The organism is Moritella sp. 24 (genome assembly GCF_018219155.1).
Taxonomy (GTDB): domain Bacteria; phylum Pseudomonadota; class Gammaproteobacteria; order Enterobacterales; family Moritellaceae; genus Moritella.
The window spans coordinates 990,920-1,003,412 of the sequence record NZ_CP056123.1 but is presented as its reverse complement, the minus strand read 5'-3'; the positions used below and the strand labels follow the sequence as shown (position 1 = coordinate 1,003,412).

Annotated in this window: 14 protein-coding genes; 7 read left to right on the top strand and 7 right to left on the bottom strand. The window is 39.6% G+C overall.

The window, feature by feature from the left end:
• Nucleotides 1-53 precede the first annotated feature (53 nt).
• Nucleotides 54-1,031, top strand: coding sequence for a zinc-dependent alcohol dehydrogenase family protein (locus tag HWV00_RS04610; protein ID WP_211684968.1), 978 nt, complete (start codon nt 54-56; stop codon nt 1,029-1,031).
• 112 nt (nt 1,032-1,143) lie between these two features.
• On the opposite strand, the gene HWV00_RS04605 is transcribed toward HWV00_RS04610, so the two are convergent.
• Both HWV00_RS04605 and HWV00_RS04600 read right to left on the bottom strand, forming a co-directional pair.
• Entirely contained in the window at nt 1,144-1,752 is a 609-nt protein-coding gene (locus HWV00_RS04605) for a LysE family translocator (RefSeq protein WP_211684967.1), read from the bottom strand.
• A gap of 85 nt (nt 1,753-1,837) precedes the next feature.
• Nucleotides 1,838-2,788, bottom strand: coding sequence for a LysR family transcriptional regulator (locus HWV00_RS04600; RefSeq protein WP_211684966.1), 951 nt, complete (start codon nt 2,786-2,788; stop codon nt 1,838-1,840).
• A gap of 177 nt (nt 2,789-2,965) precedes the next feature.
• On the opposite strand from HWV00_RS04600, the gene HWV00_RS04595 reads away from it, so the two are divergent.
• The 3 genes from HWV00_RS04595 (at nt 2,966) to HWV00_RS04585 (ending at nt 4,587) form a co-directional block, all read left to right on the top strand.
• The gene (locus HWV00_RS04595) at nt 2,966-3,487 is read left to right on the top strand and encodes a peptide-methionine (S)-S-oxide reductase (RefSeq protein ID WP_211684965.1); all 522 of its coding nucleotides are present in this window, start codon (nt 2,966-2,968) and stop codon (nt 3,485-3,487) included.
• Between the two features lie 139 nt (nt 3,488-3,626).
• Nucleotides 3,627-3,998: a hypothetical protein gene (locus HWV00_RS04590; protein ID WP_211684964.1), complete on the top strand. Its 372-nt coding sequence runs from the start codon at nt 3,627-3,629 to the stop codon at nt 3,996-3,998.
• Nucleotides 3,999-4,023: 25 nt separating this feature from the next.
• Nucleotides 4,024-4,587 carry a YceI family protein gene (locus HWV00_RS04585; RefSeq protein ID WP_211684963.1) on the top strand — a complete coding sequence of 188 codons (564 nt, stop codon included), beginning with the start codon at nt 4,024-4,026 and terminating at the stop codon, nt 4,585-4,587.
• Nucleotides 4,588-4,659: 72 nt separating this feature from the next.
• On the opposite strand, the gene HWV00_RS04580 is transcribed toward HWV00_RS04585, so the two are convergent.
• Nucleotides 4,660-5,349: a helix-turn-helix domain-containing protein gene (locus HWV00_RS04580; protein WP_211686335.1), complete on the bottom strand. Its 690-nt coding sequence runs from the start codon at nt 5,347-5,349 to the stop codon at nt 4,660-4,662.
• A 191-nt stretch (nt 5,350-5,540) separates the two neighbouring features.
• Here HWV00_RS04580 and HWV00_RS04575 point away from each other — a divergent pair, with 191 nt between their 5' ends.
• Nucleotides 5,541-6,791, top strand: coding sequence for a CynX/NimT family MFS transporter (locus HWV00_RS04575; RefSeq protein ID WP_211684962.1), 1,251 nt, complete (start codon nt 5,541-5,543; stop codon nt 6,789-6,791).
• Between the two features lie 142 nt (nt 6,792-6,933).
• Here HWV00_RS04575 and HWV00_RS04570 read toward each other — a convergent pair whose 3' ends face one another.
• Both HWV00_RS04570 and HWV00_RS04565 read right to left on the bottom strand, forming a co-directional pair.
• The gene (locus tag HWV00_RS04570; RefSeq protein WP_211684961.1) at nt 6,934-7,458 is read right to left on the bottom strand and encodes a type II secretion system protein; all 525 of its coding nucleotides are present in this window, start codon (nt 7,456-7,458) and stop codon (nt 6,934-6,936) included.
• 105 nt (nt 7,459-7,563) lie between these two features.
• A complete protein-coding gene (locus HWV00_RS04565; RefSeq protein ID WP_211684960.1) occupies nt 7,564-8,487 on the bottom strand; it encodes a permease in 924 nt (307 codons plus the stop codon).
• 357 nt (nt 8,488-8,844) lie between these two features.
• Between HWV00_RS04565 and HWV00_RS04560 the strand changes: the two genes are divergently transcribed.
• Both HWV00_RS04560 and HWV00_RS04555 read left to right on the top strand, forming a co-directional pair.
• Nucleotides 8,845-9,690 (top strand): DUF417 family protein, encoded by an 846-nt coding sequence (locus tag HWV00_RS04560; RefSeq protein ID WP_211684959.1) that lies wholly within the window; start codon nt 8,845-8,847, stop codon nt 9,688-9,690.
• A gap of 207 nt (nt 9,691-9,897) precedes the next feature.
• Nucleotides 9,898-10,509, top strand: a complete 612-nt coding sequence (locus HWV00_RS04555) for a hypothetical protein (protein ID WP_255554910.1) — start codon at nt 9,898-9,900, stop codon at nt 10,507-10,509.
• Nucleotides 10,510-10,564: 55 nt separating this feature from the next.
• On the opposite strand, the gene HWV00_RS04550 is transcribed toward HWV00_RS04555, so the two are convergent.
• A complete protein-coding gene (locus tag HWV00_RS04550; RefSeq protein ID WP_211684958.1) occupies nt 10,565-11,755 on the bottom strand; it encodes a sensor histidine kinase KdpD in 1,191 nt (396 codons plus the stop codon).
• Entirely contained in the window at nt 11,752-12,447 is a 696-nt protein-coding gene (locus HWV00_RS04545) for a response regulator transcription factor (protein WP_211684957.1), read from the bottom strand. The genes HWV00_RS04550 and HWV00_RS04545 overlap by 4 nt, the downstream gene beginning before the upstream one ends.
• Nucleotides 12,448-12,493: the final 46 nt, after the last annotated feature.

Below are 12,493 nucleotides of genomic sequence, written 5' to 3'. Positions count from 1 at the left end.
TAGCGCCATCTTGTTAAGCAAGTTCCAAACAATTCTATAAAAAGGCATCAATCATGAAAGCAATGATCATCAAAGAAATCGGTTCAAGCGACGTTTTTCAATTAGTAGAAAAAGCAAAACCAACATTAAAATCAGGCCACATGATTGTTGAAGTAAAAGCAACAAGCGTTAACCCACTTGATACAATGTTACGCTCAATTGAACTACCTTGGTCTGCAAATTTACCAGAAGTATTACACGGTGATGTAGCTGGTATCGTTGTTGAAGTAAGTGAAGACATAACAAACTTTAATGTAGGTGACGAAGTTTACGGCATGGCTGGCGGTATTAATGGTGTTGACGGTGCATTAGCTGAATTCATGTTAGTTGATGCTCGTTTAATGGCGCAAAAACCTAAAACGCTAACAATGAAGCAAGCGGCTGCATTACCACTTGTCGCTATCACATCATACGAAGCGCTTGTACAAAAAATGAATGTACAAGCAGGTGATAATGTTCTGATTCACGGTGCGACAGGCGGCGTTGGTCACATTGCAGTACAACTTGCAAAAGCATTAGGCGCAACAGTGACATCAACTCACTCACCTGCAAACGTTGAACTAGCAAAAACAGTTGGTGCAGATAACTTAGTCGATTTCACAACAGAAACCGTGGCTGATTATGTACAAGCACACACGGGCGGTACTGGTTTTGATAAAATTTTTGATACTGTGGCTGGCGACAACATTCAAAAATCATTTGAAGCAGCAAAATATAACGGTCACGTTGCAACAATTCTACCTATTGAAAACGTGCTACAAGTGGCGCTAAAAAGCTTGTCTTTCCACAGTGTATTAATGCTAATTCCACTATGTCACGGCATTAACCACGAGTCACACGGCCGTATTTTAACGGAGATTGCTGAACTAGTAGATGCAGGTAAGATCACGCCAATCATTGATGAAAGCAACTACTCTATCTGGGAAGTAGCGCAAGCACACGATCATTTAGGTTCAGGTAAAGCGGTAGGTAAAATCACGCTAACAGTATAATTATTCTTATACGCGTTATATTTTGACGTGTTTCAGAAGCACCACCTCTATTGTTCTCGGCAGGAAAAGTGGTGCTTTTGTATTTTTAATTATTGGTATTTTTATTAGAACGCTACATCGCGACACGCGCTGCAACAGCTAACAATACTACCCCAGTTACTTTATCAATCATATGTACATTCTGTCTTAGCTTATCCAACATCATCGACTGCGATAACACCACAGCGATAAGGCAATACCACAAGGTATCAATACTAAGTACTGTTCCCACCATGATCAGGTTTTGTTGCCAAGAGGCATCCGCTTCGACAAATTGGCCGAATAACGCCAAAAAGAAAATCGCTAATTTAGGATTCAGAAAAGCAACCATAAAGCCTTGTACGATACTGTCTTTTAAGGTCACAATCTCTTGTTGCTGATCCACATTATCTAATGCAGGTTTTGACGTTAGCGCCTTGTAAGCCAAGCGTAATAACATCGCTACACCCGCATACTTAATAACATTAAATAACCACGGTGTTTGTTGGATTACAATCGCCAAACCGAGCACTGTTAACGTGGCATAAACTCCAATCCCTAAACCATGCGCAATACTTGCTGCCACGCCATTAACACGTCCACCAGCAATGGTATGCTTTAATACCACCGCGAGACTTGGCCCCGGCGTCATCGCCCCCATGACACAAATTAATGCCAAAGATACCCACGCTGTTAATTCCATACCCACTTCCTACTTTATGTTTTCTTCCACTTAATCAATGGCGTTAATCTTAATAGAAATTAAGTATGAATTAAAATTGTATTATCTACTTATCGGCATGAAGTAATTTCATACCAAATTCTTTAGTTCGCGCGAGATGGTTTTTAAGAAAAGGGTAACAGCACTCTCGAAACCACGTATGCTCTGGATCATGATGGTGTTTTGCATGCCACAATAAATAATATTGTTGTGGTTTGATATCAACAGGCAAAGTCATTATCTGTAAATCATGTGTTTGCGCAAAGTCCGCAGCTATGTGTAATGGTGTCGTTAACAAGGTATCTGTTTTTAATAGCAACTCAATCGCAGACTGAAAAAATGGCACAGAAGCAAATACCTGACGCTTTTTACCAAGTACAGTCAACGCATGATCAACAGGGCTGTCTTTATCACCACCGCCACTGATTAATATATGTTTCGCGTTAACATAATCGACCAACGACAATGTATTTGAATCTCGTTTCCGTTGATATAATGGATGCGAGTCTCGACACACTACCACCAACTTATCTTCACCAATACTTTTTCCATGCAGGTTTTCAGGCACCATATCAGTAATGGTACTCACAAGGTCTAACGGCATATCCGCTAACTCTGTTAAGTTATCTTTATGCCATAGTTGATACTCAATACTGGCATTGGGTGCATGATTCGCTAAGTCCCAACAGATAGACGGTAAGATAGCTTGCGCAACATAATCACTTGAGGCAAGGGTGAACTGACGGCGGCACAAATTAGCATCCATTGTGTTTGGTAAATATAAATTATCCAGCGTCTGCATCAATGTCGGTAATTGTAATTTTAGCTCTTCGCCCTTATGCGTGAGTACAAATTGATTAGCCTCTCTGATCACTATTTTGTCGTGGAATGCCGTACGAATTTGCTGTAACGTTTTACTCATCGCCGACTGAGTCACATTTAATTGTCGTGCCGATTCAGTCAAATTACGAGTTTGTAATATCGAAATGAGCGCAGGTAATAATTTGTAGTTATTCAAAAGATAATCGCCATGCCTGATAGTTAGCAGACCATCATAGCGTGAATAACAAAAAATAATTTAACTAAACTTCATTAGCTCACATTTCTATAGTCCATAATTAAACTGACTTTGGCGTTACTTCGTATCTGATAGCCGCAAGTTTGTCATATGGAAAATGTTAATTAAGGAATAAAAATGGATAACACAGTTAAAAAAATTGGCCTAAGTGGTACATGTTACTGGTGTACAGAGGCAATCTTTTTATCCCTCCGCGGTGTAACAAAAGTAGAACAAGGCTGGTTATCTTCTGTTGGCGAGCAAGATTGGTTTTCAGAAGGTATTATTGTGACTTATATGCCCGAAGTGATCAGCTTAAAAAGTCTCATTTCTATTCATTTACACACCCACAGCAGTACCAAAAACCATACGATGCGAGACAAGTATCGCAGTGCCGTTTATGCGATGGACCCATATCAAACAACTGAAATAAAACATAACCTAGCCTTATTGCAACAAGACTTCGATACACCGCTTATCACCCGCGCTTATCAATTTAATCAATTCAAACTGTCTGACGAATCCATTCAAAATTATTACGACAGTGACCCACAACGACCATTTTGTGAAAACATCATCACCCCCAAATTAAAAAAATTACTCGACAGTCATGGTAACTTAATGGATAAAACAAAGCTGCCAACAGCAATCAGGCTTTAAATTAGTCATGGTCAGTCATGAAAATATCCCTTATTCTAAAATCGTAATAAATATGTGATAAACACGTGAGGAATACAATTTAATTAAGCGCGATATTATTGATAAAACAAATTAACCATTGAGTTACAAGGGGTTTTATATGAAAGTTTTACCAATAATTAGCATTATTTTCTCGGTATCAGTATTCACGGTTACAGCAGCAGAAGTAGAATTAAAGACAGCTGAAATCAAGCAGTTAGTCAATGGAAATACACTTGTCGGCGTTCACCACAAAAAAAAGACCGTACAATATTTTTCAAAATCAGGGCTCACACTATGGCAAGCTGAGGGGGATGAACTACCATCAGAAGGCCAATGGAAAGTCGAAGCGAATAAATATTGTTCCGATTTTGGTAGTGGATGGAATTGCTACAAGATAGTCAACGATGAAGAACAGGAAATCTATTATTTCATGGCTGATAACTTCAGAGCCCCCTTCATTGTGCAACCCGGATACAACTTTAAGTTTTAAACAACGTTAATTAAGGAAAATAAACATGAAAACTAAAATATTTTTATCGCTGGTACTGCTCTCATTTCAATCGTTTGCCGCAGACACTTTTACTGTTGCGTCTGAATTTTCATCTGTCAGTTTCGCCACTATCAAAAAACAATTTGTGGTAGAACCTGCAGCAATTAATGGACTAACGGGTAATCTCGATAGCAGTGGTAAATTTAATGTATCAGTACCTGTGGGTAACATTAATACAGGTGTATCAATCAGGGATGATCGAGTTAGTGGATTATTCTTTAATGCCGCATATTACCCAACTGTCAACATTACAGGACAGTTTGATTTGTCAGGATTAAAACAGGATATTACAAAAGTAACCGTACCTGCGGCCGTGTCTTTTCATGGTAACTCAAAAACATTTAACTTCCCGGTTATTGTGACTAAAACAAAAAATGCAATAACAGTGAGTTCGCATACACCCGTTATTGTTCAAGCCAGTGATTTTGGCATTCCAGCCGAAAATATTGCTAATCTAGCTGCAACCGTAGGTGGTTTAGCACTGTCTGACAAAGTGCCATTAACGGTTAACTTAGTCTTTAAAAAATAGTGCCATTAACGATTAATTTAGTCTTTTAAAAATAAAGGTTAAACGAGGGTGCTCATAAGAGTGAGCACCCACTTAATCTCGCGACTGCTTCATATATTGCTTCGGGGGACGGCCTAATGTCTTCTTAAAAAACGTAATAAACGCACTCACAGACTCATACCCTAAATCTTCTGATACACGTTGCACCGATTCGTTCGATGACAATTTTTGTAATGCCATCACTAAATGCAGTTGTCCACGCCAACGGCCAAACGTCATTCCAGTTTCTTGCTTCACGAGTCGAGAAAATGTTCTTTCACTCATTGCAAGTAACGACGCCCACTCCCCCACTGTTTTACGATCGGCAGGGTTATCTAATAACTGATTGGCTATTTTATTAAGCCTTGGCTCTACAGGTATCGGAAAATCGAAGTGTTCTTTAGGCATACAAATAAGTTCATCAATCAATACTTGCGCTAATCTGACAGCACTTTCATCAGATGCATAGTGTTGGTTTTTACTCGCCAAGCTAATAATTAACTCACGTAATAAAGGCGACACAGACAAAGTACTTATTTTATCAGGGATCCCCAATACGCTTGGATCAACAAATAACATACACACATCATCACAAATAGAAATGTGATTGCTGTGTGGCACTTGACTCGGGATCCACACGGCACAATTCGCAGGCACCATCCATATTGCATCAGCAATAGTACAGCGAACGTAGCCACTGAGAGGCATAACGAGCTGGCACTTTACATGCTGATGCACAGGCATTTCATGATCCCTTTCAAGCCCCGTTGTTCGCAGTGCATTTACCTTTTCAATATATCTGTCTGAATCAAAATGCGTAGTGTCGTTGTCTAATTCCATCATATGGCTGTTTTTAGCAATAAAATGTCAATATACATAAATTCAGAATTGTTCGATATGGGTAATATGAGGAATTGCTTCAAGAGGACACAAATATGCCACATAACAACAAACCAAATATCGTGCACCCCGTACTGGTCATTATGAGTATTTTACTCATCGCCAGTAACTTACGAGGACCAATCACTGGTATCGGACCTATTTTAGAATTTATCTCTCACGATCTTGCTTTATCAGCCACTCAGGCTGGCATGCTCACTACCTTACCTTTACTGGCATTTGCTCTTTTTTCACCGCTATCATCAGGATTAGCACGAAAAATAGGACTCGAACCATCATTAATGCTAGCACTTGTTGCTATCACCAGTGGTATTGTTATTCGCTCAGCTGGCTCAACTGTCACCTTGTTTTTAGGTACCTGTATCATTGGTGTCGGCATTGCGATTGGCAACGTACTTCTACCTAGCTTGCTAAAACGTGATTTTCCAAAAAAAGTGCCTACGTTGACGGCTATTTATGTATTAATCATGGGGATCGGCGCAACAATTAGCGCAAGCACGACAATTCCGCTACTTAATGCGGCCGACACGTTTAACGTGCTAGTGATACCAAATTGGGCGTTTGCACTCGCGGGGACAATAGTACTGCCGATAATCACCATGCTGGTTTGGTTACCACAAATGAAACGTCATACAAAGCCAACCGCCGATACCGCTGAAATAGACAGCCATAGTTATTTATGGCGTTCAATCACAGCTTGGCAAGTTACAGGTTTTCTCGCTCTTAATTCTTTTATCATGTATTCATTCATCGCCTGGTTACCGAGTATCTTGGTTGATAACGGCTACTCAAATCATCAAGCTGGTTACATCCACGGGATCTTACAACTTGCTTCTGCGGCACCCGCGATTATTTTAATACCGCTAATGGGGAAAATGAAAGATAAACGCGGTTTGAGTTTAGCCATGACACTGCTTGCACTCGTGGGGATTACAGGTCTTCTCACGTTGCCACAATACGCAGTACTCTGGGTGGGCTTATTAGGTTTCAGCTGTGGTGGTGGCTTTATTCTAGGCTTGTCTTTTGTGGGGTTACGTACACACAATGCTCACCAAGCCGCAGCTTTATCGGGTATGGCACAGTGTATGGGCTATCTATTCGCGGCCAGTGGCCCACTTCTTTTTGGTTCATTACATGAAGCAACTGGCAGCTGGAATATACCCTTAATTATCACCGCTGGTATCAGTATTATATGGGCAAGTTTCGCTATGCTGGCAGGTAGAACAGCGATCATCACGCCACCAATCAATATGTCGAATAATAGACTTAATGCACAGCCGAACTAGAGAAAAAGTAATTCATCTTAGGTGACTATTTCACGCATACCCTTTCACTGCATAACCTTTCATTTCTAACAATGTAAGCAATCAGGGGGCTAAGTCGTTAACGACCCCGATTGCTTGCAATGACTATCCGTTGAATCAAAAATTAGCAGCCATCCGTTTTCACAGTAAATGTTTGCGTTGAACTTGTGTGGTTGTATTCTGCATAGCACAGATCACTTAGTAAATTGCCAGTCCCATAACCAATACGCGAGAAGTCATTGTCTTCATAAACACTCACATTGGCATAAGTCGCAATTCTTGATGTACTTGTTCTAATATCTAAATCAGGTATGCCTAACGCTAAAAAAGTTTCAATAAAGTAGGCACTTGGACTTGTCGCTTCACTTCTTGTTTCAGGATACCCGCGGTAGAATTGATAATCACCATAATCCGTGGTGATCGTGACATCATCACCGAGTATATTCTCAATTTGCGCTTTCATATGCAGCAATCTCACGGTTTCCTGAAGGCTACCGTGAAAATTTTCTACCGCTGATTTTTTAGCATCCCCCTTTAAATTAATAAACTGTGGGATCGCTGTGGCAGCAAGTACACCCAGAACAATAATCGTGATCACTAGCTCAATAAGTGTAAAACCACCACTCCTTTTAGACGCAATTAAGTCCATCTTTTCTCTCAATTAAAATTTTTCTCCAGTATGCCCCATAAAATACTTAGTTACACAGAGTTAATTAAAAAAGATTAATTAAAAAAGAGTTAAATTAACGCAAACTTAAAAAATAAACTGATAAAGGAAACCAGCGCCAACAGCCATACCCAAGATTACAAATAAGAACGCAGCGATCATTTGGTTTTTGAAGATAGACTTAAGCAATATTACTTCTGTTAAACTCGCGCCAGCACTCCCTATAATCAACGCCATTACCGCACCTAGACTCATACCTTTTGCTGCTAATGCTGCGCTTAACGGAATAACCGCTTCTGCACGAATATAAAGAGGAATGCCAATAACAGCGGCTACCGGTATAGCAAACGGATTATCTTCACTGGCAATACGAGCCACAAATTCTGTAGGCATAAAGCCATAAATCATAGAACCTAACGCGATACCACCAATTAAATAAGGTAATACTTTTGTGAAGTCAGTCCATGTACTACGCCAAATACGTTTCCATTTACTGACCGGTGCAGGCTTGCTTCCACATGTACTACCACAACCACTCGATGCTGTTTCTGGTGCAATATAGGCTTGTGGTTTTACGTATTTCTCAAATCCCAATTTCTCTAACGTGTAACCCGCTATCACGGATACACTCATGGCGATAACAAAATAGAACACGGTCACTTTCACGCCAAACGTCACCGCAAATAATCCTATGATGATCGGGTTTAATAATGGGCTTGCAAACAAGAACACCATCATGGTGCCAAACCCAGCTTTTGCACGTAATAGCCCTTTTAAAAAAGGAATCGTTGAGCATGAACAGAACGGTGTAATCGCCCCTAACAAACCAGCAATGATATAACCCTTACCGTTTTTACCACTCAAAATACGTTGGATCTTAGCTGGCGGAATATACTCTTGTAGTACACCCACAGCGTAACTAATTAATAAAAAAAGTACTGTTAATTCGGCGGCTAAGAAACCAAACATACCTAAGGTATCCATCACCATTTCATGTGTAATGTTGAACATAATTAATATCTCTATATTTCTGGAATATTCGAAATATAATCTTTGAGAGAGATTAAGTCAAATTTATTTCCATATTTATCGAAATAAAAATAAGTCTATTCCAATTTATCTCGTCGTAAATAATCTAAATATCATTAGTAGTATGAAGTCCAGTGTGAACAACAAAGGTTCTATCCACAGAAGTTAAGAGACTTTATTAATGCCGTTATAGCGTGGCGTGATGATAATTCACGTTGGTTCATTAAATAAGATATAAACCCTTAACGTTGTTTGACATTCCAGAAAGGAGAAGCTTTAAAGTTTTCAGTGATACTACTCACTTTAAACCTTTACAGGTGATATGACTTGGAGACTAATATGTTAAACATCAGATCAACACATGCCTTAGCTATTTCAAGAATGCTATTAGGTATATTTTTACTGACGACTGCATTAAATCGCTTTACTGATGCGGATACCAGTTACTTCATCACTCAACTATCGGTCATTGGTTTTCCTGAATGGCCTTGGTTATCAGCTCTGTTAGGTATTTTACAGTTAACGGTTGTCGCTACACTCATCTTTCCAACACAAAGATTTAGCTCCCACGTTCTTTATATTTATGCGCTATTAGCCTTAACACCTATGCTGATGTTATTAACCCATCCTGTTTGGATCGATAGCTTAGGCGGCTTTCCAGCCATTGGAGCAGGCCAAGGTCTAATTAAATATTTAGCTATCGCAGGTGTCAGTGCGTATATTGCATCCCATTACGCAGGCCACCTGCGATTAAAGCAATGGTCACTACATATTGTATGGTTGGGGATCATCTTAGTGATGCTGTGGATTGGTGGGATGAAGTTCACTCAAATCGAAGCAAACGGTATTGAGCGACTTATGTCGACAAGCCCATTCTTCAGCTGGATATACGCCGTTTTTAGTGTACTTCATGGTTCTTATTTTATTGGTGTCGTTGAATTACTGGCTGTATTTGGACTTATTTTAGGATTAAAGTATAACAGCGCAAATACATTCGGGTTATTCATCGGTGGCTCAACTTTCCTCGCGACGCAAACATTCATCATCAGCCTACCCGCTTATGAGCTAAGTCATGGATTCCCCTTACTCACCAGCAGCGGTCAATTTATTATAAAAGACCTCGTTTTATTCGCTGGCTGTATCTTAATATATAGCACTAGAAACCCGCAAGATAACAAAGCGTAGGTGTATCATCGTAATAACCACTAGTTGCTCTTATTTTCCCAGCTAAAGCAGGCGTAACGTCATTATTCACGGTACAGGAAGCTCCCTGTATCGTGATAATTTAAGCCTTTTGAATAAAAAAGTAAGCTTACACTCTCTTAAAGACTGGTTATAAATGGTTACTTACACTCTAGCGTTCTAGCTACAATGAACGCACCAGAGGAAATTATGAAACGAGTATATGTAATAATAAAATCAATATTGACCGTGTTGATATTATGTCAGGCAGTGGGTGCGTATGCTGCACCACAGAAAGGTAAACATTACGATAAGGTAGAAGATTGCTTTACTCAGGAGAGTCTTGGTGTAGAGAAGTTTTTTTCTTTAACGTGTCGACCTTGCTGGAAGTTAAGTACAATATTACCCACTATCAGCGAGCAGAGTAAGCAACCTATCTATCAAACTCACGTTGTATTTAATGATGTGACACGCGCAGCGGCAACCCTCTACTACTCAGCTGCGATTCAAGTAAAATCATTGCCTCACGACTTTGTGAGTGCGCTATTCTTACTCGTTCAAGCAGATGCATCCGTTGCAGGGAGCACTTTAACCAGTCTGTTCCATCGCTATCAGTTAACACCGATCAATCAACTCACTGCAGAGCAACAGGCTCAGGTAAGGGTACAACTGGTACGTGCCGAAAAACTAACAGCACAAGCTCATATCATGCAAATACCCACCATCGTTGTTAACGGCCGATATAAAATAAATATGCGTGCTCATAAATCAATTCCTGAATTATCAGAAACGATCAAACAATTGGCAGAACGATCAAGTTAGACAAGTTCAGCGTTTCCCTCTACCTGCAATGCGATTGTGAATAGAGGGAAACGAGCTAACGATTCATCACAATCGTCACCTGACCACCATCGCGATGATTATCAAGAATCACTCTTCCATCTAATAATTTAGTCAATTCAAAAATCAACACTAAGCCGATTCCAAATCCATCTTTACTGAGAATATTAGCGATATCACCGTCGTTAAATGCCGATATTATTTGTGCTGAAAACCCCTTCCCGTCATCCTTCACTCTCACGACATCTTGATGGGGATAAGACGTAAATGAAATCGTAATCGTGTCATTTGCATACCGCTCAGCATTAGACAAAAGATTAAGAAACAGCACACGAAGTAGCTTCGCATCACTGTGAATTATTTGATTACAATTAAAAGTATTGAATTGTTTTCGACTGCCAAATGTTGAAATAGTCAGGTTCAACACATCAGCAAAATTAATTGCATCTTTAGCTAAAAGTACTTCTTTATTGAGTAACTTAAACAGATGAAGACTGCTTTCACACAAGGTATTTAAGCTACATACTTGCGCGTCTAAACGCTCTAACAGAAAATCATTATTCCCTTGGTGCGAAACTAATATATCGCTCGTTAACTGAATAGCAGCCAAAGGCGTTCTAATATCATGAGGAAGTGTGGCGTAAAGCATTTTTTGCTTCGTCACAAGTTCATCAATCGTACTTGCCATTTTATGTTGATTACGAATCAGATTTCGAATTGACTCTGGCCCAACTTCGTTCACCCGACTCTTAAACTTACCTTCAGCGTAACTCTCCGATAGTTCACGCAATGACATGATGCCATTACTCCAAGCACGAAGTGACATCAACAAAATGATTAACGTGCATAGCACTTGAATTGCATCATCAATTAAGTCAATTGTCTTTAGCTCATTCACAATGTCGTCATTGGCGTAAGCGTCACTATTAAACGTCGCACGAATAAACTTTACATCATCATAACTGCGAGTAATTGAATGCAGGTTATCTTGCGGGTAATGGTCAACATAATCAGTATCGGCATTACATTGAAATTCCCACACAACGGCATCGCTATGGGTATGATTGTCATGATTAACAAAACCATTAATCACCATTTCGACACGGCTTAGGTTAAGTTTCTCTTCCAATGCTTTTTTTTCTGGCTCAATGAAAAAGACTGAAATAATAGAGCTGACAACATAGCCCAACATAACAGAGGTAAATACCTGAGCAACAAATGTTTTCATCGTTTTATAATAGAATGAGCAAGGTAAAAACCTTTCGCGCGTCTATTTTTAATCAGCATTATATCCGGCAACTCAAGACTCAGTTTCTTTCTTAATGAAGAGATCCGCATGTAGATTGAACGATCTTCTTCGTGGTAATGAAAACCATGAATTTTTTCGAATAATGTCGAGACAAGCACAGGTTTCTCGGCATCAGATAAAATGTCTAATAATTCGAATTCAGACGGGATCAGTTTTATCTGCTGCTTATTGTAAAATAAACTCGACTCTTGCGCGTCTAAATAGAATTGATTTGTGCTTAAGCCACAATCTTGCTGTTCAGTAACCAAATAGCGATCGAATTGACGCTTAATACGTTCACTTAATACCTTGGTTCTAATCGGCTTGGTCACATAGTCGTCAGCCCCTAAAACCAATGAATTTGTTTCTGTTAGCTCTGTATCATTTGCGGTCATCATCACGATTGGCGATGCAAATCCTTGCTCTTTTAATGTCTTGAGCACACTTAAGCCTGAAGTATGTGGAAGTTGTATATCGAGGAGTACGAGCTTGGGTTGTTTTTCTAGGATAAATTCAACAGCGCCCTCACCGGTATCAAGGCTGTCGATATCATAACCTTCAATTGCAGAAAGAAAGTAACACAACATTTCTCGCAATTGCTGATCATCTTCGATGATCACAATGTCTAACATATAATACCTATTTCTTTGATTTAAAAGCAAAGTTAGTCACTACTTA

What these genes read in the sequence shown, in the direction of transcription:
- HWV00_RS04585 (WP_211684963.1), top strand. Translation starts at nt 4,024, where the DNA reads ATGAAAACTAAAATATTTTTATCGCTGGTACTGCTCTCATTTCAATCG.
- HWV00_RS04590 (WP_211684964.1), top strand. Translation starts at nt 3,627, where the DNA reads ATGAAAGTTTTACCAATAATTAGCATTATTTTCTCGGTATCAGTATTC.
- HWV00_RS04550 (WP_211684958.1), bottom strand. Translation starts at nt 11,755, where the DNA reads ATGAAAACATTTGTTGCTCAGGTATTTACCTCTGTTATGTTGGGCTAT.
- HWV00_RS04595 (WP_211684965.1), top strand. Translation starts at nt 2,966, where the DNA reads ATGGATAACACAGTTAAAAAAATTGGCCTAAGTGGTACATGTTACTGG.
- HWV00_RS04580 (WP_211686335.1), bottom strand. Translation starts at nt 5,349, where the DNA reads ATGCCTGTGCATCAGCATGTAAAGTGCCAGCTCGTTATGCCTCTCAGT.
- HWV00_RS04555 (WP_255554910.1), top strand. Translation starts at nt 9,898, where the DNA reads ATGAAACGAGTATATGTAATAATAAAATCAATATTGACCGTGTTGATA.
- HWV00_RS04610 (WP_211684968.1), top strand. Translation starts at nt 54, where the DNA reads ATGAAAGCAATGATCATCAAAGAAATCGGTTCAAGCGACGTTTTTCAA.
- HWV00_RS04560 (WP_211684959.1), top strand. Translation starts at nt 8,845, where the DNA reads ATGTTAAACATCAGATCAACACATGCCTTAGCTATTTCAAGAATGCTA.
- HWV00_RS04565 (WP_211684960.1), bottom strand. Translation starts at nt 8,487, where the DNA reads ATGTTCAACATTACACATGAAATGGTGATGGATACCTTAGGTATGTTT.
- HWV00_RS04545 (WP_211684957.1), bottom strand. Translation starts at nt 12,447, where the DNA reads ATGTTAGACATTGTGATCATCGAAGATGATCAGCAATTGCGAGAAATG.
- HWV00_RS04570 (WP_211684961.1), bottom strand. Translation starts at nt 7,458, where the DNA reads ATGGACTTAATTGCGTCTAAAAGGAGTGGTGGTTTTACACTTATTGAG.
- HWV00_RS04605 (WP_211684967.1), bottom strand. Translation starts at nt 1,752, where the DNA reads ATGGAATTAACAGCGTGGGTATCTTTGGCATTAATTTGTGTCATGGGG.
- HWV00_RS04575 (WP_211684962.1), top strand. Translation starts at nt 5,541, where the DNA reads ATGCCACATAACAACAAACCAAATATCGTGCACCCCGTACTGGTCATT.